Source organism: Curtobacterium sp. ME26 (assembly GCF_903970945.1).
Classification (GTDB): Bacteria; Actinomycetota; Actinomycetes; order Actinomycetales; family Microbacteriaceae; genus Curtobacterium; species Curtobacterium citri.
In genome coordinates, this window is record NZ_CAJCKG010000008.1 from 60615 (window position 1) to 81698 (window position 21084).

The following is a 21084-nucleotide window of genomic DNA, read 5'->3' on the forward strand; positions in this document are numbered from 1 at the left end:
GGTGGCGTGAGCAACTCTGCACCCCCCGTCCGAGCGCCACGACGGGACGCCACCGCCAACCGCGCCGCGCTCGTCGAGGCCGCGAAGACCCTCCTGCAGCGCGACCAAGACGCCTCGCTCGAGGCGATCGCCGCCGCCGCGGGGCTCTCGCGGCGTGCGGTCTACGGACATTTCCCCTCCCGCGACGACCTCGTGCGCGAGGTCGTGACCGCCGGAGCGCAGCGGATCCTCGGCGCGATGCCGAGCACCGCGGACCTCGTCGACCTGCCGCCGGCCTCGCGGCTCGCCGTCATCGCGGTGACGCTGTGGTCGGAGGTCACCCACGTCCGCTCCATGGCGCGCATCGCGGTGCACGAGCCGTTCGTCGCCACCGTCGCCGCCGTGTTCGAACCCCTGCGCGCCCAGGTGCGCGAGGCGTGCGCGCTCGGGATCGCCGACGGGTCGATGCGCGACGACGTCGACGCAGCGACGCTCGGGCGACTCGTCGAGGGGGCCTGCCTGGCCGTGCTCGACGAGGCGACCCGCTCCGGCACGCCCGACGACGCCGGCCACCGCATGGTCGTCGTGTCCGCACTCGGCATGGCCGGCGTGGACTGGCGGACGGCACTGCTCGCCGAGCCCACCGTCACCACCACCGACACTGCTCCCGCGGCGCACCGCACCGGACCGGAGGACCGCGCATGACCCTCGAACTCGACCACGTCGGCATCGGCGAGGAGCCCGGCGCCGCGCTGCCCGTCGTCTCCGCCGTCGCCGCACCGGGACACCCTGGTGTCCTCGCCGTGGAGACCGAACAGGCACCGGTGCTCGCGTCGCTCGTCGCCGGCGGCCGGATGCGGCCCGACACCGGACGGGTGCTGCTCGACGGGCACGAGGACGCCGCGGCGGTCCGCGCGTCCGTCGCGCTCGTGGACACCCCGGGCGTCGCCGAGCCGTTCCCGGTGACGACCGTGCGACGGATCGTGCGCGAGGAGCTCGCGTTCGCCTCGCGCCGGCCCTCCCGTGCCCACGTCGACACCGTGCTCGACGAGCTCGGTCTCCGACAGTGGGCCGACACGGCCGTGCAGCGGGTCCCGACCGACGTGCGGGTCCGACTGCTCGTGGAGCTCGCGCTGCTGCGGGACGGGGTCACGGGCGTCGTGCTCACCTCGCCCGAGCGGCACGGGGGCGCCGTGGGCGACTGGTTCGCGGTGGTGCGCGAGGTCGCCCGACGCGGGGTCACCGTCGTCCTGGTGACGTCGAAGGCCGCCGCCGAGACCGTCGAGCAGCTGCTCGACACCATCCGGACCGAGGGTCCCGAGGACGCGACCCGGACGGACGGCGGCGACCCGCGCCTCCCGTCCGACCCCGAAGCACCAGCAACCGTCCCGACGGAGGCACCCGCATGACCGTCCCCTCGCTCGTCCGCGCCGAACTGGCGCGCCTCACCGCCACGCCGCTCACCCGGCTGGCGTTCATCGCCCTCATGATCGTGCCGCTGCTCTACGGCGGTGCGTACCTCTGGGCGAACCGCGACCCGTACGCCAAGCTCGACCAGGTGCCCGCGGCGATCGTCGACCAGGACGCCGGCGCGACGCTCGACGGCGACCGGGTCGACTACGGCAAGGACGTCGCGAAGGAGGCGATCGACGGCGGCGACTTCGCGTGGAAGGAGACGACCGCCGCCGACGCGCGCTCCGGCGTCCGGAACGGCACCTACGACTTCGTCGTGACCATCCCGCACGACTTCTCCGAGTCGCTCGTCTCGGCGCAGTCGGACGACCCGAAGCGCGCCGAACTCGTCATGACGACCGCGGACACCAACTCGTACCTGGCGTCGACGATCGCCGAGCAGGCGGGCAAGACCATGCGGACCGCGGTCGCCGAGCGGGTCGGCAAGCAGGCCGCGTCGACGCTGCTCCTCGGGCTCGCCGACGTGCGGGACAGCCTCGGCGACGCCGTCGACGGGGCCGGACAGCTGGCGTCGGGGGCGACCTCGGCGGCGGACGGTGCGGCATCGCTCGCCGACGGCACCGCGAAGCTGTCCGCCGGGGCGTCGGAGCTCGCATCGGGTACGGCGTCGCTGCCGTCGCAGACCGCGCAGCTCGACAGCGGCGCGCAGCAGGTCGCGTCCGGGGCGTCGACCCTGGCATCCGGGCTGCAGACGGCACAGCAGCAGACGGCGGCGCTGCCGGAGCAGACGGCGCAGCTGGCCGACGGTGCATCGCGAGTGGCTGCGGGCAACGCCACGATCGCGGGCATCGTCGACTCGGCGAACCAGCAGGCATCGGCCGTGCAGCCGATCGACGCCGCCGCCCTGCTCGCGCAGATCAAGGCGAACCTGCCCGAGGGCGTCACCCTGACGCAGGAACAGCAGGACGCCATCACGGCCGAGGTCGGCAAGGCCAACGCGCTCGGTGCGCAGACGAAGGCCACGCTGGGCGACGCGCAGACGAAGGTCGACGAACTCGCCACCGGGTCGCAGCAGGTCTCCGACGGTGCAGCGCAGCTCGCCGCGGCAGCGCCGACGCTGTCGAACGGCATCGCGTCGGCGTCCACCGGGGCGTCGAAGCTGGCCTCGGGCTCGTCGCAGGTCGCGGCCGGCACGTCGAAGCTCGCCGCGGCAGCGCCCACGCTGTCCTCCGGCGCCGCGTCCCTCGCGGACGGGTCGGCGTCGGCGGCGTCGGGGGCGGCCCGGCTGTCGACCGGGCTCGACGAGGTCGAGGACGGGTCCAAGCAGCTCGCGACGAAGCTCGACCAGGGCCGCACGAAGATCCCGGCGTCCACCGCGTCGCAGCGGAACGACCAGGCGTCCGTCATCTCCGATCCGGTGAAGGTCGGCGACGACAACATCGCCGCGGCCTCGAACTACGGAGCGGGCCTCGCGCCGTTCTTCATCTCGCTGGCGGCCTGGATCGGCATGTACGCGCTGTTCCTCATCCTCAAGCCGATCTCGAAGCGCGCGATCACCGCGGTGCGGAAGCCGCTCCGCGTGGTGCTCGGCGGGTGGCTGACGCCCGCGCTGCTCGGGGTCGTGCAGATGGCGGCGCTGTTCCTGATCGTGCGGTTCGCGCTCGACCTCGACGTCGTGCACGCCGGCTCGACGGTGGCGGTGATGGTGCTCGCGTCGGCGACCTTCGCGGCGATCATCATGGCGCTCAACGTGCTGCTCGGGTCGGTCGGGCAGTTCCTCGGCCTGGTGCTCATGCTCGTTCAGCTCGTCACCGCGGGCGGGACGTTCCCGTGGCAGACGCTGCCGGGACCGTTGGCGGCACTGCACTTCGCGCTCCCGATGACGTACTCGGTCGACGCCCTGCGGCAGACGATGTACGGCGGGTCGTTCGCGGCGGTGTGGTCGGACGCCGGGGTGCTCGCGTGCTGGCTGCTCGGCGCGCTGCTCGTGTCGTACGTCGTCACGTCGCGGCAGACCCGCTCGCGGACGCTGCGCGACCTGCGGCCGAGCCTGATCGGGTAGGGCGGGGCGGCCGGGCGGGCCGGCTGCGTCGCACAACCGAAGGCACGTCGCGCCACGAGAACACGTGGCGCGGCGTGCCTTCGGTTGTTCGCGAGCACGCTGCACCGTCGAACCGCCGCCGGACCGCACCGCCGCCGCGCGCCTCGCACGCGCCACCGCCGACGCGACCGCCAGGCGGGCCGACTACGATCGACGTACGCCACGACAGGTCGAGGGAGATCATGGGGAACGGCACGCCCGCCACCGCCGACGGCAAGCCCGCGACCATCTACGACGTCGCCGCCCGCGCCGGGGTGTCGAAGTCCCTCGTCTCCCTCGTGCTCCAACGCTCACCCAAGGTCAGCGAGCAGCGCCGCGAGGCCGTCCTCCGCGCCATCCAGGAGCTCGACTACCGCCCCTCGACCGCGGCCGTCTCCCTGGCCGGCACCCGCAGCCGCACGATCGGCGTCGTGCTCGACGACTTCCGCAACCAGTGGTTCGTCGACCTGCTGACCGGCCTCCGCGAGGCGCTGCAGGACCAGGGCCACCGCCTCGTCGTCGCCGACCGGTTCCTCAACACCGGCCTCGACGCCTCCCCCGTCGAGGGCTTCCTGTCCATGCGCGTCGAGGGCATCGTCATCGCCGGCGAGCCCGACACCGACCTCGCGATCCCGGCGAGCATGCCCGTCGTCGTCGCGGGCGGGCGCGCCGTGCTCCCCCGCGCCGACACGGTCGCCAACGACGACCGTGCCGGTGGCCGGATGGCGGCCGAGCACCTGCTCGCGCTCGGGCACACCCGCATCGGCTTCGTGGGCGGGCGCTCGGCGGCGTCCGCGGAACGGCTCGCCGGCCTGGAGGCACGGGTCGCCTCCGCCCCGTCGCCCGCCTCGCTCGTCACCCACGTCATGCCCGTGGAGCCCACCGAGGAGGCCGGTGCCGAGGCCGTCGGGCACCTGCTCGACGCCCACCCCGACGTGACGGCGGTGTTCGCCGCGAACGACGTCATGGCGCTCGGCGCGATGTCCGGCCTCGCCGCACGGGGGCTGCGCATCCCCGAGGACGTCTCGGTGATGGGCTACGACGACACCCCGCTCGCCGCGTCGTCGTACGTGGGGCTGACGAGCATCGACGACCGCAGCGTCGACATCGGCCGAGGCGCCGGCGAGCGGCTGCTCGCCCGCATCGCCGATCCCTCGGCCCCGGCCCACGAGACCCTGGTCGAACCACGGCTCGTGACCCGACGGACGACCGCCCCGCGCTGACCCGCGCCCGCGCCCCGTGGCGCGCGAGGCTCGCGCTGGCGGACACTTTCGCGGCTGCTGCCCCGCGAAAGTGTCCGCGGAGCCGAGGCTCGCGCCCGCACCACCGCCCCGGCGGGCTCAGGCGCCCGGCAGCTCCGCGTGCTGCACGACCCACGCGTGCATGACGATCGCTGCGGCGGCCGACGCGTTGATGCTCCGCGTCGACCCGAACTGCGTGATCTCGAGGTGCGCGTCCGCGCCGGCGACGGCCTCGTCGGTGAGCCCGGGTCCCTCCTGCCCGAACAGGAACACGCACCGCTCCGGGATCGCCGCGGTCTCGATCCGCTCGGCACCCGGGGTGTTGTCGACCGCGACGACCGGCCGGCCGTCCTCCCGCATCGCCGCGAGGAACGCGGCGACGTCGGGGTGGTACCGGACGTGCTGGTAGCGGTCGGTGACCATCGCCCCGCGCTTGTTCCACCGCCGCCGACCGATCACGTGCACCGTCCCCGCGAGGAAGGCGTTGGCGCTCCGCACGATCGACCCGATGTTGAGGTCGTGCTGCCAGTTCTCGATCGCGACGTCGAACGCGTGCCGGCGGGTGTCGAGCTCGGCGACGATCGCGTCCATCGACCAGTACCGGAAGCGGTCGACCACGTTGCGGGTGTCCCCGACCGCGAGGAGCTCGGGGTCGAGCCGCGGGTCGTCCGGCCACGGCTCGGGGTGCGGTCCGACGCCGTTCGTGGTGGCCTCGTGGGTCGGTGGCAGGGCCGGAGCGGAGCCGTCCGGCTGCGCCGGCGCGGTGCCGGGCTCGGACACCGGTCGGGCCGCGCCCGGTCCCGACGGCTCGGCCACGGGGTCGGACGGGAGGCGCTCGGTCACGTGACCAGCGTAGGGCGCGTGCCCCGCGCCTCCCGTCCGGAGCACGTGACCGCTCAGCCGAAGGGCAGCTGCCTGGTCGGGTCGGTTTGCGCGAGCACGACGACGGCGGCGGTGACCGCGACGGCGAGCAGCACGGCGACGACCCACCGCCGTCGGAGCAGCACGGGCACGATCGCGAGCACGCCGAGGAACACGACGGCGCCGAGGCCCGCGGCGACCGTGATCTGCGCGGCCTCGTGCGCCCGGCCGCCGGCGAACGCCTCGACCATCGTCACGAGGACGCCGACCGCGAGCCCGACCACGGCGAGGCACCCGACCAGCGCGAGCGCGGGGTCGAACGCCGACGCGATGCGCTCGGCGCGACGACGGCTCCGCTCCCGTGCCGAGGGCAGGAGCGCGACGAGCTCGGCGGGGACGGTGCGCAGCGCGAGGTGACTCCGCAGTGCGCCTTCGCCGTCACTCCGTCGGGCGATGCGGGCGAGGAGCACGCGTTCGCGGTCGGTCAGGACCTCCGGGACCGACGCGCCCCACCGCGCAGCCTGGTCCGGGTGGCCCGCCGCGCGGTAGGTCTCGACGAGCGCGAGCCGGTACGCGGGCTCGTCCGGGTCGCGGACGGCGTGCGTGCGGAGCGAGTCCCACGCAGCGCGACGGTCGCCGCGGGCGGAGGCCGCACGGGCGTCCGCGACGACCTGCTCCGGACTGCGACCCACGGGACGATCATGGCAGCAGTCCGTCGGGGCGCGAGGCCGTCAGCCGCCCGTGCCGCTCGCAACGGCCACCCGGGCCGCGAGTCCGTCGACGATGATGTCGAGGCCGATCGCGAACCGCTCGTCGTAGGAGTGCTCGCCGAGGACGTCGGCGACGACCCGGTGCCGCTCCGGTCGCGCCGCGTCGGAGTCCCCGCGGCCGACCTGCACGCCGGCGTGCCCGACGACGAAGTCGTAGACGACGAAGAACGCGTACATGGCCTCGCGTTCGGGCAGGCCCGCCCGGTGCAGCGCGCCGACGACCTTCGCCACGACCGCGTCCGACTCGGTGGACGTCAGCGGACCCCGCCGGCTGTGCGACTCGAGCACCAGGGGGTGGGTGCGCATGAGGTCACGGAAGGTGCGGGCGAAGACCCGGACGACCGAGCGCCAGTCGTCCGGCCAGACGAAGGTGGCGGTGAACTCGTCGACGGTGCGCCGCACGAGTTCGGCGTGCAGGTCGTCGAGACCACCGATGGTCCGGTGCACGGTCATCGGGGCGACGCCGAGCCGGGCGCCCAGGGCACGGAAGGACAGGCGGTCGAGGCCGTCCTCGTTCGCGATGGTCGTCGCGGCGTCGATGACCTGCTGGCGGTCGAGCACCCGCGGCCGTCCACGACGGCGGGGTGCGGCGGACGGGGTGCCAGGGTCGACGAGCACGGGGAGGCCTCCTTGATCCGGTACGTGTCCCGAAAACCGTAGCCGAATCCCGAGTGTCGTTCGGTGTCCGGTCGGCCAGACCGCCCTGGCCACCCGGCCAGCGGTGCCCCGAGACCCCCCGGTACGCTGTGGCCATGGCGACCCGTGACGACGTCGAGTGCTGGCTGACCGACATGGACGGCGTGCTCGTCCACGAGAACCAGGCGCTACCGGGCGCCCCCGAGCTCATCCAGCAGTGGCTCGACGAGGGCACCGAGTTCCTCGTCCTGACGAACAACTCGATCTTCACGCCGCGTGACCTCAGCGCCCGGCTCCGCGGCTCGGGGCTGCACGTGCCCGAGGAGCGGATCTGGACGTCGGCGCTCGCGACGGCGGACTTCTGCCGCTCGCAGATGCCCGGCGGCTCGGCGTTCGTGATCGGCGAGGCGGGCATGACGACGGCGCTGCACGAGGCCGGGTTCATCATGACCGAGACCGCACCCGACTACGTCGTCGTCGGCGAGACGCGGAACTACTCGTTCGAGGCGATCACGAAGGCCGTCCGGCTGATCCGCGACGGTGCCCGGTTCATCGTGACGAACCCCGACGCGACGGGCCCGAGCGCCGAGGGCGTGCTGCCGGCGACCGGTGCGATCGCCGCGATGATCGAGAAGGCCACGGGCAAGCAGCCGTACGTCGTCGGCAAGCCGAACCCGATGATGTTCCGGTCGGCGATGAACCGCATCGGGGCGCACTCCGAGAACACGGGCATGATCGGCGACCGCATGGACACCGACGTGCAGGCCGGCATCGAGGCGGGGCTCCACACCGTGCTCGTGCTGACCGGCATCAGCGACCAGGCCGAGATCGACCGCTACCCGTTCCGCCCGAGCGAGGTCATCCAGGGCGTGCACGAGCTCGTCCGGCCCGAGCCGATCGAGGTCGAGCTCTAGCGGACCCGCCGCGGAGACGCCGGACGGGAGGCGCGTGGCGGCCTGGCCACGCGCCTCCCGTCCGGCGGGGTGTCCCGTCAGGACGTCGCGACGATCAGCCGCTGACGACGGGCAGGTGCACGCCGGCCGGTACGGTGCCGGTGCTGCCGGTCCCGGTGCCGGTCCCGCCGGTGCCGCCGGTCCCGGTCCCGGTGCCTCCCGTGGCGGGCGCGGCCGTCACGGTGATCGCGAGCGGCGACACGAGCACCGAGGCGCCCGACGCGTCGACCAGGTCGAGCGTGTGCGCGCCCGCGGTGGTGCTCGCGGGGACCGTGACCGAGCCGGTCGCGGTGCCGTCGGCCCCGACGGTCAGCGTGCCGACCACGACCGGGTCGGAGCGCAGCACGACCTGCAGGGTCGAACCGGCGGGCAGACCGGTGCCGGCGAGGGCGATCGGCTTCCCCGCCTCGACGGAGGTGCCCTCGGGGGCGGTCAGCACACCCGAGACGACGCGGGCGTCACCACCGGTGGACACCACGGTGGCGGTGCCGTCCGCGGCGACCGCGACGGTCGCGCTCGTGGCGGCGGCCAGGTCGAGACGCTCCCACGAGCCGCTCGCGGTGCCGGACTGGTCGAGGGGGTACCCCGACGCGATCTCGGTCTGCGCGAGCACCGCGGTGCGCTGCGCGTCGGTCAGGGTCGGGAAGGTCGAGAGCAGCAGGTTCGACGCGCCGGTCGGGACCGACGGGGCCAGGCCGGCGGTGCCGGTCTTCGCGAAGCCGTAGGTCATGCGCTCGCGGTAGACCTTCGCGGCCGAGGCGCGGTCGGTGACGACCTGGGCCGTGCCCCCGGGCATCGCCTGGCCGCCGTACGGGTCGTCCGTGTAGGGCTTCTCCGCCGCGATGCAGTCAGCGAGGGTGCCACCGCACTTCGCCTCGAGGTACCCCGTCAGCTCGGCGCGGGCCGGCTCGAGGACCTCGGTGCGGTACTGGGTGTCGGACCACCGGGCAGCCAGGGCCGCCTCGCCGTCGATGCGGCCGCCCATGATGTCGAGCGGGTAGTGCACGCCGAGGACGATCCGGTCGTTGCCGGCCTCGGAGGCACGCGCGAGGATCTCCGGCGCGAGCTCCGGCACGAGCGTGGCGAGGGTGATGCCCGCCTGGTAGGCCGTCGTCGTGTGGCCCGAGGGGTACGAGCCGCCGGTGCAGATGCCCTTCTGGCCGTAGCCGGCGTCGAGCACGACGTCGTTCGGCGAGAACTGGTGCGTGGTGTCGGTCACCGCGGGCACGCGCGTGATCGTGAGGTTGCCCTTCGCGTCCGCCCAGGCCTTGCCGGTGCGGTTCGCGGCGAGCGACGACGCGTTCACGGTCGCCGGGTTGCAGCTGGCCGTGTCGTCACCGGCGGGCAGCGTCGCCGCGGTGTCGGTCGGCAGGTACGGCCGCGGGTAGCTGTAGTGGGCCTTCGCGTCGCCGGTGCCGACGTAGGCGCCGCTCGTGCCGTTCGACGAGTTGATGAGCGCGTTGACGAGCGGCAGGTCGCCGTCGTTGCGTCCCTGCACGAACAGCTTGCTGAGCGCGTCACCGAGGCCCTCGGAGACCGTGAAGGACTGGTCGTAGGCGGTGTTCGTCGCGTTGTCGTACTCGGCGTCCTGCAGGGCCGTGAACTGCTGCGCCTTCGTCGCGTGCTGGTTGATCCAGGACGTGAGCCGGTCGTTCGTCGCCAGGGTCGCCGGGTCGTTCACGGTGCCGTGCAGGTCGTTCTTCCCGGTCGACGTCCAGTACTGGTCGTAGCCGTTCAGCAGCGACACGAGGTCGGGCTTGGTGGAGTCGCTCGGGTACGTCGCGGCCTGTGCGGCGAGCGGCGACCCGACGACGAGTGCGGTCGCGACGGCGGCGACGGTCACTCCGCGGAGGGCGGATCTGCGCATGTGTGGTGGTCGCCCGGCGGGCGACGCCCCTTCCTGTAGTTCCGGTCTGGAAACAGGCTGAACCTAGGGAGGGGTGGTTGCCGGACGGCGAACAGTCCCCCACGCGGGGGTGAACCGGGACGCAGGCTGTGGGCATTCGCAGCGCCGTCGGCGCCTGCGCGGTCAGACGGCGGACGGGAGGCGCGGCTCGCTCGCCGACACCGCGACCGCCCCCATGGGCGGGACCGTCCGCCACCGGCGTCGCAGGCGACGGGGCCGGTCGTCCCGCCAGGCGACCACGCCGCCGGCGACGACCCCGAGCGCGAGCACCGCGAAGGCGAACAGCCCGATGACACCGGCGGGCACCAGGCGCGCCAGGTCCTGCGTCTGCACGGTGCCCGAGACCGCGATGGACCCGAAGTCCCAGAACGCGTGGAGCAGCACCGGCGCGAGCAGGTTCCCGGTGAGGCGTCGGGCCAGGTACAGCGTCGAGCCGAACGAGGCCGCGAAGACCACCTGCACGACCGTGACGCCGACACCCGCCCCGGCCAGGACGTTGAGGAAGTGCAGGAGCCCGAACAGCACGCACGAGGCGATCCACACCCCGAACTCGGGCAGCCGGCGCCGGAGCCCGACGACGAGGACCCCGCGGGTCAGCAGCTCCTCGAACACCCCGACGAACAGCACCCCGACGGCGAGCAGCAGGAAGTAGCGGACCGGCTGCGCTCCCCAGTCGACGAGCGGCAGCCGCGCGACGCAGACGACGGCGATGAGGACCGGCGCGGTCAGCGTCCACCGCAGCGCCGTGCGGCCGCGGTCGACGGTCGCGATCGGCCACCAGCCCAGCGCGGTCACGTAGGCGCAGAGCACGAGGACCGCGATCCCCTCCGGCAGCACGAGCGCCCGGACGACGCTGTCGACGGTCTGCCCGAGCGTGCCGTAGTCGTCGCTCGGCCGGGAGCGCCAGGCGCTGACGGCGGCGAAGGCGACGAGCGGGGCGAGGCCGAGCAGGAGCGACGGCGGCACCGGCCAGCGGCGACGCCGGACGGGGGCTGTCGTGGTCACGTGCCGTTTGTACCATTGACGCATGCGCCTGCCCTCCCTGTCCGTGATGGCGGAGGACTACGTGAAGCTCGTCTGGAAGTCGACCGAGCGCGGCGGGCAGGGGCTCGCGACGCGGGACATCGCCGCAGCCCTCGGTGTCTCGGCGTCCACGGTGTCGGGCAACCTGCGGAAGCTCGACCGCGACGGCCTCATCGAGCACACCCCGTACTACGGCGTGGTGCTCACCCCGCTCGGGCAGCAGGTCGCCGTGGCGATGGTCCGACGGCACCGGCTCATCGAGACGTTCCTGGTGCAGCGCCTCGGGTACTCGTGGGACGAGGTGCACACCGAGGCCGAGGCGCTCGAGCACACCGTGTCGGAGACGTTCCTCGACCGGGTCGACGCCGACCTCGGCCACCCGACGCACGACCCGCACGGCGATCCGATCCCGGCCGCCGACGGCACCGTGCCCGCGTCACCGGGGACCCTGCTCGCGGCGATCGAGCCCGGCGCCTGCGGGGTCGTCGACCGGGTGTCCGACGACGACCCGGCGCTCCTGCGCTACTTCGACGAGCTCGGGGTCGGGCTGGGGACGCACCTGCGCGTCGAGCGGGTCCGCGACTACGCCGGGGTGGTCGCCGTCGCCCGGCGGGACCCGGCCGGCGAGGAGTCCCTCGTCGACCTGCCCGCCGCCGCGGCCGCCGCCATCTGGCTCGCCCCCGACGACGACTGACCCGGGTCCGGAGACGCTCCACGCCGCGCGCCCGCCGGCAGCACCGCACCCGCCGCTGCGCTCGTCCTCACCCACTCGCCGAGGTCCCACGACTTGCCGCGCGCGTTGCGTCCGGGTTCCACATCGTGCCCGTGGTGACGCCGAGGATGCAGAATTGTGCGACCTCGGCGCAGTCCAACCGCGCGCGCCGAGTCCCGCCGCCGTCAGCCCGCCGTCAGACGGCCTGCCGGCGGAACGGCGCCCGGAGCGTCGGCACGATGTCCCGGCGGTGGACCCAGGCCACGACGACGGCGACGACGAGGTGCACGATGCTGAGCACCCACCGCCCGCTCGTGTCGGTCACGACGAACTGCACGGCGAACAGCGCCACGAGCGCGATCGCCGACCACCGGTGGAACCGCAGCGCGATGATGATCGCCACGCCGAGCACGGTCTGCGACGCGGTGAGCACGAACTCCTCGACCTGCCGACCGTCGAGCGGCAGGCCGCCCGTGGTCCCGCCGCCGAGCACGTGTGCGATCGGCAGCGAGCCGACGAGCAGCGACCACTGGTTGACCTTCGACGCGATGAGCGTCCCGATCGCGGCACCGCCCATCCCCCGCAGCGCGAACAGCGCGGCGACGATGAACTCGGGGGCCTCGGTCGCGAGCGGCGCGAGCCACTGCACGAGGAAGTAGCTGTCGATGCCGAGCGCGCTGCCGGACTCGACGAGCGCGTCGGCGAACGGCTCCGCCGACGACAGGATGACCGCGGCCGCCACGACGAAGAGCGCGACGATCGTCCAGCGGCGCGCACGCTGCGGCATCGAGGCGATGTTCCCCGCCATGCCGACCATGTCCTCGTCCTCACCGTCGTCGTCCGACACCTTCGACGCACGCCACAGGTACGCCACGAACGCGGCGAGCAGCACGAACCCGAACCAGAGCGGGATCGAGCCCATCAGCGGGATGAGGAACGCGACGACCGCGAGCAGGGCGAGGAAGCCGATGTCCAGCCGCGAGGACTGCTCGAGCTGCAGCACCTTCGTCGCCGATGCCGGCAGGGAACCGGCACGGACGTACCGACGGGCGACGAGCAGCGAGATGACCACGACGAGCGGCCAGCCGAACCCGAGCAGCAACCGGTTCGAGCCGGTCATGTTGGCGGCGGCGAACTGCTCGTACGCCGGGTCGGAGCCGGATCGGAACGCGTAGTACAGGTCGACCGCGTACTCGGGCAGCACCGCGATGAGCGCGAGGATCGCGATGGCGAGCGCACCGGAGATGTCCTTCTGCGCGGCCTCGGCCGCCCAGGCGAGCAGGAACGAGGCGGCGACGACCGCGCCGCCGAACACGAGCAGGTCGACGAGCGGGTCCGGCGCGAAGCCGCCGATCCGGAAGACGACGGCGGGCAGCGCGAGCACGATGCAGATCGCGATGCGGCCCCAGGCACTGCGGCCCATGCGGGCCGGCGGCGCCGTCACGGCGGTGGGGGTGGATGGGGTGTCGATCACGGGTTGGTCCCTTGGTCGGGGCCGCACCGATCGCGCAGGGGTGGGGAGCGCTTCGGCACGGCAGGACGGCCGAAGGTCTCGCTCGCCCGGCGGGTGGGACCGCACGGGTGGTGCACCGGGCCGATCGTCGTGATGGCCAGTGTGTCGATGCACGCGCTGGGAGCTACTCCCCTTCGGCACCCACCCTGCCGTGCCACGATCCGCGCACGCAAGCCGATCCGGCCTGTTCGGCGGCCCGAATCCGGGTCTTCCGCGGCCCGCCCCGGAACCGTCCGCGCGTGGTCGGCGTGACCCACCGACGGACGGGAGGCCCGTGGCGGCGTCGCCACGGGCCTCCCGTCCGTCGGGTGGTCACCCGGAGGCGCGCTTCCCGCGTCCCAGCGCCATCTCGCGTCGTGCGCGTTCCAGCGCGAGCGCCGATCCGGCGTCCGGGTCGGCGAGGAGCCGCTCGGTCTCGGCGACGTGCTCGCGGACGGCCTCGCCGCGACGGTCCGACGCGTCGGTCAGGACCGGGGCGACCACGTCCTCGCCGAGGGTGACGAGTGCGCGGCTCAGCGCCAGCCGGGTCTCGCGGTCCCCCTGCCCGAGCTCGCGGGCCAACCGTCGGGCGAGGGCGGGACGCTCCTCGTCGGGTGCGAGCAGCACCGCGGCGCGCCAGGCGGTCCGGCGGACGCCCGGGTCGTCGTCACCGAGCCGGTCCGCGACCTCCGGGTACACGGACCCGTCGCGGATCTTCGACAGCGTGTGGAGGGCCTGCGACCGCGCCTGCGCCTCCGGTCGCCCGAGCTCGCCGACCAGGCGCGGGACGACGACCTCGGCGGGCAGGCGGACGAGGGACCACGTCAGTGCCTCGCGCACCTGCAGGTCCGGCTCGACCGCGCACCGTTCGACGAGCACGTCGAGGTCGGACGGGTCCGCCTCGGTGCCGGCGGCCATCACGGCACGGAGTCGGGCGGACGAGCGGGGGTCGGTGAGGGCGTCGGCGAGGGCGGTCATCCGTCCATCGAAACCCCTCAGCCTGCACGGCACCCGCAGGCATAGCGTGGACGGGATCCGTACCGCAGTGAAAGGAATCGCCATGCCCCGCATCGGAACCAGCGACCTGCACGTGTTCCCCCTCGCCCTCGGCGGCAACGTCTTCGGCTGGACCGCCGACGAGCAGACCTCGCACCGGGTGCTCGACGCGTACGCCGGTGCCGGCGGCGACTTCGTCGACACCGCCGACGTGTACTCCGCCTGGGCCCCCGGCAACGAGGGCGGCGAGTCCGAGCGCGTCATCGGCTCGTGGCTCCGGGCGTCGGGCAAGCGCGACGACGTCGTGGTCGCGACGAAGGTCTCGCAGCACCCGCAGTACAGCGGCCTGTCCGCCGCGAACGTCGCCGCGGCGGCCCGCGCGAGCCTGGAGCGTCTCGGCACCGACCGGATCGACCTGTACTACGCGCACTTCGACGACCAGGACACCCCGCTCGAGGAGACCGTGCGCGCGTTCGACCAGCTCGTGCAGGAGGGCCTCGTCCGCTACACGGCGATCTCGAACTACTCGCGCGCCCGGGCCGAGGAGTGGATCCGCATCGCGAAGGAGGCCGGCCTGGCGCTGCCCGTCGCGATCCAGCCGCACTACAACCTCGTCACCCGCGAGCCGTACGAGTCGGACATCGCCCCGCTCGCCGCGTCCGAGGGGCTCGGGGTCGTGCCGTACTTCGCCCTGGCCGCCGGGTTCCTCACCGGCAAGTACCGCACGAAGGAGGACTTCGCCGGCAAGGACCGCGAGGGACAGGTGTCGGGGTACTTCTCGGACGAGGGCCTCGCGGTCGTCGACTCCCTCTCCCGCATCGCCGAGGCGCACGAGGCCGAGATCGCCTCGGTCGCCCTCGCGTGGCTCCAGGCGCAGCCGGACGTCGTGGCGCCGATCGCCAGCGCCCGGAACACCGAGCAGCTCCCGGCGCTCCTGGCGTCGGCCGACCTCGAGCTCAGCGCCGAGGAGCTCCGCACGCTCGACGAGGCCTCCGCCGCGGTCCCCGCCGCGTCCTGACCCGCGCGGGCCTCGCGCGGGTCAGGCTCGCGCGGGGCTCGGAGGGAGGGAGCCCGGTCAGGTGCCGGTCGGGGCGAGGGAGCCCGTCAGGGGCTGCCCCGACGAGCGGGTGGCGAAGCACGAGATGAAGGTGTTGCCGCGGTCCCACGTGCTCTGGTCCGGCGCGTACGAGCCCTGCACCTGCACGTCGCCGAACCCGGCAGCGGCAGCGGTGTCGATCGCCTGCGAGCTCTGGCACAGCTGGGAGGCCTGGGCGGCGAGCGCCTCCGGGCCGGGCCACTGCCCCGCCTCCACCTGCACCCGGGCCGTCAGCTGCGCGGCGTGCGCGGCCGAGCAGTCGACGACCGTGAAGGTCTGCGCCCAGGCGTCCGTGAAGGGCGACAGGCACTCCCCGCCGGCCAGCTCGGTCCACGCGTGCTCGCCGGGCGTCGCCGGGGTCGTCGCGAACTGCAGTGTCTGCGACGGCGCCGACGGTGCCGCGGCCTCCTGCGTCGGAGACGGGGTCGTCGACTCGGCGGGAGCGGACGCGGCCGAGGTCGCGGTCGCGGTCGGTGCGGCAGCGCGCTCCTCGCTGATCGAGCTGCCGAGGATCCACTTCGTCAGGCCGAAGACGGCGACGAGCAGGACGACGATGAGCACGACCGCCGCGACGACGAGCAGCTGCTTGCCGCGCCTGCCCTCGTTCCGCAGACGGCCGAAGCCCTCGTTGATGAAGTTGTCGCGGTCCGGGCCGGGAGTCGAGCCGCTGGAGGCGCCGTCCGGGTCCGCAACGCGGGCGACGGCCGGGTCACGGTGCTGGTCGGCACCGACGGCGGGCATCATGCGCGTCCCGGAGTCGTGCGGGTCGTAGCCGGTCTCGCCGAGCTGCCCGACGGCCTCGGTGCCGAACAGGTCCTTGATCGCGCTCGTGTCGCTCGTCTCGCGCCCGTCCCACTCGGACTGGTCGAGGTCCTCCGGCGCCGCGGCCGGCAGTCGCTCGGCGGCCGGTCCCTCGGCGGTGGCGCCCGCGGCAGCAGTGGGCTCGACGGACGGCGGTGCGGCGGTCGGCGGCACGGCGGCGGTGGCAGGCTCGGCCCACCACGGGGTCGCCGCTGCCGAGACGGGGGCGGGGGTCGCCTGGTCGGTCACCGAGGACGACGGCGACTCGGACGTCCGGGCCGCAGCGACAGCTGTGTCAGCAGCGTCGGCGGTCTCCCCGGGAACGACGTCGTCCTCCGGATCCGCCTCCGCGGACAGCGACCACGACCCGGCCCCGCCGGCCGCAGCCCCGGCGGCCGCAGCCCCGAGGGCCGTCGTGTCGAAGCGATCGGTGGTGAGCGCCGTGGGGACCTCGCCGGCCTCGTCGTCCCGGACCGCCCAGTCGAACGGCCGATCCGTCCCGCCCGCCGCGGCGGGGTCGTCCTCGCCCTGCAGTCGCAGCAGCTCGGTGAAGCTCGGCGGCTCGTTCGTCGGCGCGGCGGGCGTCGGCGGCAGCACGTTCCCGACGCCGATCGGCTGCGCCACCGGTCCGGTCGGGGTGGGGGTCGGCGCCGCCGGCCGCGGTCCGGTCGCCCGGCCGAGCCAGTCGACGTCCGTGCGTCCCTGCCCGAACGGGTCGAGGCGGCGGCGTTCCTCGTCGACCGCGCGGTTCTCCGCGGCGCGCTGGTCGCGGCTGTGCATCGCGGTCGGCAGCGAGATCGACGACGGGTGCGACGCCGTGGTCGACGGCGGCACGGGGGCGGCGGGCGGGATGCGCTCGCCGAGGGTCTCGCGCTCGTGCTCGGCCGCGGCCTGCGGGTTGAGCGAGGCCTCGCGGAGCTCGTCGCTCATCGGGATCGCCTGGGTGGCACCGGCGTCCTCGGGGTCGGACGCACCCGGGGCGACCGGCGCAACCCCGACCCCGGCCGCAGCCCCGTCGTCAGCGGCAGGCGCAGCGGCGGCTTCGTCGGCCACCGGCTCGAACGGCTCCGGCAGCGGTGCGCCCGTCTCGCGGGCGGCCCGCTCCGCCTCGCGCCGCTCGCGGCGCGAGGGCCACTCGTCGGCACCGCGCGGCGCACCGAAGATGTCGGCTGCGCTGCGCAGTCCGCGGAACGGAGCGTCCGGGGCGGACGCGCCACGGGCCTCCCGGCCGTCGTCGGACCCGTCTGCCGGTCCGGCGCCGTCCTCGGGCCCGCGCGCGTCCTCCGGACGCTCCCCGGTCACGCGCTCAGCCCCAGGTCGGCCAGTCCGATCGCTGCGAAGTAGGGGTAGCCGGCCGCCTCGATGCGCTCCTTCGCGCCCGTGTCGCGGTCCACGACGACGGCGACGGCCGCGATGACCGCCCCCTCGCGCTCGAGCGCCTCGGCGGCCTTGAGCGGCGAGCCGCCGGTGGTGGAGGTGTCCTCGAGCACGACGACGCGCTTGCCGCGGACGTCCGGGCCCTCGACCTGCCGACCGCGGCCGTGGTCCTTCGGCTCCTTGCGCACGACGAAGGCGTCGTAGGACAGGCCCCGCGCGGCGGCCTGGTGCAGCACGGCGCTCGCGATCGGGTCCGCGCCCATGGTCAGCCCGCCGACGGCGTCGACGTCGGGGACCTGCTGGAGCAGGTCCGTCATGACCTGGCCGATGAGCGGTGCGACGCGGTGGTCGAGGCTCACCTTGCGGAGGTCGATGTAGTACGACGCCTGCTTGCCACTGGTCAGCGTGAAGTCGCCGTGGAACACCGCATCGTCGGAGATGTGCTGGATCAGCTGGTCGCGCGTGTCGGTCACAGCGCACAAGGGTAGTCGGTCGGCCTCGGATCGCAGCCGAGGGCCCCGCAGCGCCACCCGCAGGCGGCGCTCCGGCACGCTCGGTACGCTCCGGGCATGCCACCAGTCGTGCCCGGAGCGACCGGCCACGACACCGCCGTGGTCCCGTCGGACGGCCGGCCCGCGCACCGTGCGTGGCCCGCGATCGGACGGGAGGCACTGGGCGCCGCCGTCGCGCTGGCCCTGTCCGTCATCGCCCTCGGACACGTCATGGCCACCGACCGGGTCGCCCTGCTCTGGTACGACGGCGACTCGGTGCTGCTGCCGCTCGTTGAACGCTCGATCCGGCTCGGGCAGCCGTTCGAGTGGGCGATGTCCCCGGCCCTGTTCTTCTTCCCGGAACTGCCGGTCTACCTGCTCTGCTCCCTGGTGACGGGGACGCCGCAGCAGGCCCTGGCACTCAACGGCGTCCTCGTGCTGCTCGCCGTCTACGCCCTGGTCCGCGCCGCCGCGAACGAGCTCATGCCGGCCGCCCGACGGTCCGCCCGGATCACGGTGTCCGCCCTCGCGCTCGGGTTCGTGACGGCGCTCGTGCTCACGGAGTACACCGCGACCGCGACCTCGCTCGAGCTCGGGTCGCTGCTGCTCACCACGACCTACTACTACGGCGCCCTGCTCGCGATGCTCGGCACGGCCGTGCTCGTGCTGCGGACGGTGCGGACCGGTCGCGCGACGGTGACCGTCCTCGTCGTCCTCGGACTCGTCGCGGCGTGCACGACGGCGTCGAACCCGCTGTACGTCCCGTGGTCGGCGGCCCCGGTGGTCGTGACCCTCGCGCTGCTCTCCCTCGCCCGTCGGGTGCCGTGGCGGCCGGCGGCGTGGACCTCCGGCGTGCTCGTCGCCGGCGCCGTCGTCGGCTACCTGCTCCGGATCCCGCTCGCCCCGTTCGTCTCGCTGGACCCGTCGACGTACGTGCACCCCGACCAGGCCGGGCGGACGCTGGCGTTCTTCGCGGCGCTCACCGACGACAGGGCGGGGTCGGCCCGGGGCGACGCCGAACTGCTGCTGCTCTTCGCGGGCCTGGTGCTCGCGGTGGGCGGGACGGTCTGGGCCTGGCGGGTCCGGACCGCGCGGACCGTCCTCGTGGCGACCGTGCTGCCGCTCGTGACGGTCGTGGCGGTGTCGGTCGGCGTGGTCGTCGCCGGGTCGCAGACGCCGCGCTACCTCGAGCCGATCGTGACCGCGCCGCTGCTCGCGCTCGTCGCGGTCGCCGAGCTCGTCCGCTCGGCCGTCCGCCGGACCCGGGTGCACCGACCGCGACGGGGCGTGCGGCTCGTCGTGGCGGTCGCGGCCGCCGTCGTCCTGGTCGCCGGGGTCGCGGTCGCCCCGGGCACCGTCGCGGCCGTCGCGAGCGCCCGGTACGCGCCCGCCGCGTGCCTGGACCGTTGGGCCGACGGACGGCACGTCACCGGGGTCGGGCAGTTCTGGACCGTCCGCCCCCTGGCCGCCTACGCCGAGAGCGACGTCGACCTGCTGCAGGTGCGGGACACCTTCGAGACGTACCCGTGGCTCGTCGACCTCGGTGCCTACCGGGACGCGACGCCGACCTTCGTCGTGATCGGCGCGAACGACCTCTGGACCACCGCGGTGGAGGACTCCCTCGGCGCCCCCGCGTCGATCACCCACTGCACGGGCTTCGACGTCTACGACTACGCCGGGACCGCCGGTGCCGCCGTCCTGCAGCGCGACGTGGTGGGCAGCGCCGACCGGATCCGGCGCGAGCGCGGCTTCTGAGTCGGACGGGAGTTCTCCACAGTCGGCGCGGCGGCGTGTCGGACCGCCTGTACGGATGTATAGGCTCGTGCCCGTGACTCGTCCCACAAGCCACAGCGCCCCGCATCCGACCGTCCGTCTCCGTCTGCTCGCCACCGGGCTCGCCCTGACCGGTCTGCTCGCGACGGTGCTCGTCGACGCCCCGAGCGCGAGCGCCGCGAAGTACCCCTCGTGGGACGACGTCATGGCCGCTCGCGGTCAGGAGTCGGCGAAGCAGGAGCAGATCACCGAGATCCGGGGCATCATCTCCGGACTCGAGGACGAGGTCGCAGCGGCCGAGGCCGAGGCGAAGCGCCTCGGCGACGAGTTCTTCGCCGCCCAGAGCGAGGCACAGGACGCCGCCGCGAAGGAGCAGCGCCTCCGCTCCGACGCCGACGAGCACGCCGAGGTCGCCGAGCGCAGTGCCGCCCAGGCCGGGCAGTTCGCCGCGCAGATGGCACGGCACGGCGGCGCGGACGTCACCGCGTCCGTGCTGGCCGAGGGCGAGGACGCCCGTGACCTGCTGTACGACCTCGGCGCCCTCAGCAAGCTCTCCGAGCAGGCCGAGCGCGTGGAGACGGCGGCGACGGCCGACGCGGCGGTGGCCCGCTCCCTGACGGCGCAGGCGGACCGGGCGAGCGTGGCGCTCAAGGACCTCGCCGCCGAGGCCCAGGAGAAGATGCAGGCGTCCCAGGCGGCTGCCGACCAGGTGCAGGACGCCTACGCCGAGCAGCAGGCCAACAAGGCGCGGCTCGACGCCCAGCTCGCGACGCTGACCTCGGGTCGGGTCCGGACCGAGGCCGAGTTCGCCAAGGGCGAGGCCGAGCGCAAGGCGGCGGAGGAGAAGCAGCGGCGCGAGGCCGAGGCGGCCCGGCAGCGTGAGCTCGAGCGGCAGCGCCAGGTGGCGGCCGCGGCGAACTCCGGCGGTGGCGGCGGTGGCGGGGGCGGCACGAGCGCCCCGGTCGGTGGCACGGGCGGCGGTGGCGGCGGCGTCGGGTCCGGTTCGGGCACCGGCTGGGTCCGTCCCGGCGGCGGCTACGTCATCAGCCCGTACGGCTACCGCATCCACCCCATCACCGGCGTCGGGACGAAGCACGACGGCCTCGACCTGACGAGCGGCTGCTCGACGGCGATCGTCGCAGCGTCTGCCGGCACGGTCGAGTACGTCGGCTGGTACGGCGGCTACGGCAACTACGTGCGGATCAACCACGGCGGCGGTGTCGCGACGGCCTACGGGCACATCGTCAGCGGCGGCTTCCGCGTGACGCCCGGGCAGCGCGTGTCGGCGGGGCAGCTGATCGCGCTGGTCGGCTCGACCGGCAACTCGACCGGCTGCCACCTGCACTACGAGGTGCACATCAACGGTGCGACCACCGACCCGGCGCCGTTCATGGCGGCGCGCGGCGTCCGCTTCTAGCCCGCGCGGTCCGCGCGGGAGCGGCGGCGGGGCGCGGTCGCTCCGCGATCACGACACCCCGCCCGCC

The 21084-nt window shown here is 74.3% G+C and carries 18 protein-coding genes; 9 read left to right on the plus strand and 9 right to left on the minus strand.

The annotated features are described in order from the left end of the window. Nucleotides 1-6: 6 nt before the first annotated feature. The 4 genes from H7A69_RS05090 (at nucleotide 7) to H7A69_RS05105 (ending at nucleotide 4695) form a co-directional block, all read left to right on the plus strand. Nucleotides 7-684, plus strand: a complete 678-nt coding sequence (locus H7A69_RS05090) for a TetR/AcrR family transcriptional regulator (RefSeq protein ID WP_182046074.1) — start codon at nucleotides 7-9, stop codon at nucleotides 682-684. Beyond that, the gene (locus tag H7A69_RS05095; protein ID WP_182046075.1) at nucleotides 681-1388 is read left to right on the plus strand and encodes a hypothetical protein; all 708 of its coding nucleotides are present in this window, start codon (nucleotides 681-683) and stop codon (nucleotides 1386-1388) included. Before H7A69_RS05090 ends, H7A69_RS05095 begins: the two co-directional genes overlap by 4 nt. Beyond that, the gene (locus tag H7A69_RS05100; protein ID WP_182046076.1) at nucleotides 1385-3454 is read left to right on the plus strand and encodes a YhgE/Pip domain-containing protein; all 2070 of its coding nucleotides are present in this window, start codon (nucleotides 1385-1387) and stop codon (nucleotides 3452-3454) included. Before H7A69_RS05095 ends, H7A69_RS05100 begins: the two co-directional genes overlap by 4 nt. A 221-nt stretch (nucleotides 3455-3675) precedes the next feature. Then, nucleotides 3676-4695, plus strand: a complete 1020-nt coding sequence (locus tag H7A69_RS05105) for a LacI family DNA-binding transcriptional regulator (RefSeq protein WP_182046077.1) — start codon at nucleotides 3676-3678, stop codon at nucleotides 4693-4695. Between the two features lie 117 nt (nucleotides 4696-4812). Here the strand turns inward: H7A69_RS05105 and H7A69_RS05110 are convergent, their stop codons facing one another. The 3 genes from H7A69_RS05110 to H7A69_RS05120 all read right to left on the minus strand — a co-directional run bounded on the left by H7A69_RS05110 (nucleotide 4813) and on the right by H7A69_RS05120 (nucleotide 6962). Then, complete coding sequence (locus tag H7A69_RS05110) at nucleotides 4813-5493, minus strand: TrmH family RNA methyltransferase (RefSeq protein ID WP_220456193.1); 681 nt, start codon at nucleotides 5491-5493, stop codon at nucleotides 4813-4815. Between the two features lie 116 nt (nucleotides 5494-5609). Continuing rightward, nucleotides 5610-6266 (minus strand): hypothetical protein, encoded by a 657-nt coding sequence (locus H7A69_RS05115; RefSeq protein ID WP_182046078.1) that lies wholly within the window; start codon nucleotides 6264-6266, stop codon nucleotides 5610-5612. Between the two features lie 39 nt (nucleotides 6267-6305). Continuing rightward, on the minus strand, nucleotides 6306-6962 hold the full coding sequence (locus H7A69_RS05120) for a TetR/AcrR family transcriptional regulator (protein ID WP_182046079.1): 657 nt from the start codon (nucleotides 6960-6962) through the stop codon (nucleotides 6306-6308). Nucleotides 6963-7096: 134 nt separating this feature from the next. On the opposite strand from H7A69_RS05120, the gene H7A69_RS05125 reads away from it, so the two are divergent. Continuing rightward, a complete protein-coding gene (locus tag H7A69_RS05125) occupies nucleotides 7097-7894 on the plus strand; it encodes an HAD-IIA family hydrolase (RefSeq protein WP_069712381.1) in 798 nt (265 codons plus the stop codon). Nucleotides 7895-7988: 94 nt separating this feature from the next. Here H7A69_RS05125 and H7A69_RS05130 read toward each other — a convergent pair whose 3' ends face one another. Further along, on the minus strand, nucleotides 7989-9800 hold the full coding sequence (locus H7A69_RS05130; RefSeq protein WP_182046080.1) for a phosphatase PAP2 family protein: 1812 nt from the start codon (nucleotides 9798-9800) through the stop codon (nucleotides 7989-7991). Nucleotides 9801-9962: 162 nt separating this feature from the next. Further along, on the minus strand, nucleotides 9963-10844 hold the full coding sequence (locus H7A69_RS05135) for a CPBP family intramembrane glutamic endopeptidase (RefSeq protein WP_182046081.1): 882 nt from the start codon (nucleotides 10842-10844) through the stop codon (nucleotides 9963-9965). Between the two features lie 22 nt (nucleotides 10845-10866). On the opposite strand from H7A69_RS05135, the gene H7A69_RS05140 reads away from it, so the two are divergent. Next, complete coding sequence (locus H7A69_RS05140; RefSeq protein ID WP_182046082.1) at nucleotides 10867-11556, plus strand: metal-dependent transcriptional regulator; 690 nt, start codon at nucleotides 10867-10869, stop codon at nucleotides 11554-11556. A 214-nt stretch (nucleotides 11557-11770) separates the two neighbouring features. Here H7A69_RS05140 and H7A69_RS05145 read toward each other — a convergent pair whose 3' ends face one another. Further along, a complete protein-coding gene (locus H7A69_RS05145) occupies nucleotides 11771-13048 on the minus strand; it encodes a sodium:proton exchanger (protein ID WP_259346092.1) in 1278 nt (425 codons plus the stop codon). Nucleotides 13049-13399: 351 nt separating this feature from the next. Further along, nucleotides 13400-14044, minus strand: coding sequence for a HEAT repeat domain-containing protein (locus tag H7A69_RS05150; protein WP_182046083.1), 645 nt, complete (start codon nucleotides 14042-14044; stop codon nucleotides 13400-13402). An 82-nt stretch (nucleotides 14045-14126) separates the two neighbouring features. Between H7A69_RS05150 and H7A69_RS05155 the strand changes: the two genes are divergently transcribed. Next, nucleotides 14127-15080, plus strand: coding sequence for an aldo/keto reductase (locus H7A69_RS05155; protein ID WP_182046084.1), 954 nt, complete (start codon nucleotides 14127-14129; stop codon nucleotides 15078-15080). Nucleotides 15081-15137: 57 nt separating this feature from the next. Here the strand turns inward: H7A69_RS05155 and H7A69_RS05160 are convergent, their stop codons facing one another. After that, nucleotides 15138-17261, minus strand: a complete 2124-nt coding sequence (locus H7A69_RS05160) for a hypothetical protein (RefSeq protein ID WP_182046085.1) — start codon at nucleotides 17259-17261, stop codon at nucleotides 15138-15140. Then, the gene (pyrE, locus tag H7A69_RS05165; protein WP_069712374.1) at nucleotides 17258-17809 is read right to left on the minus strand and encodes an orotate phosphoribosyltransferase; all 552 of its coding nucleotides are present in this window, start codon (nucleotides 17807-17809) and stop codon (nucleotides 17258-17260) included. Before pyrE ends, H7A69_RS05160 begins: the two co-directional genes overlap by 4 nt. A gap of 96 nt (nucleotides 17810-17905) precedes the next feature. Here pyrE and H7A69_RS05170 point away from each other — a divergent pair, with 96 nt between their 5' ends. Both H7A69_RS05170 and H7A69_RS05175 read left to right on the plus strand, forming a co-directional pair. Then, the gene (locus H7A69_RS05170) at nucleotides 17906-19582 is read left to right on the plus strand and encodes a hypothetical protein (RefSeq protein ID WP_182046086.1); all 1677 of its coding nucleotides are present in this window, start codon (nucleotides 17906-17908) and stop codon (nucleotides 19580-19582) included. A gap of 73 nt (nucleotides 19583-19655) precedes the next feature. Continuing rightward, nucleotides 19656-21017 carry a peptidoglycan DD-metalloendopeptidase family protein gene (locus H7A69_RS05175; protein ID WP_182046087.1) on the plus strand — a complete coding sequence of 454 codons (1362 nt, stop codon included), beginning with the start codon at nucleotides 19656-19658 and terminating at the stop codon, nucleotides 21015-21017. Nucleotides 21018-21084: the final 67 nt, after the last annotated feature.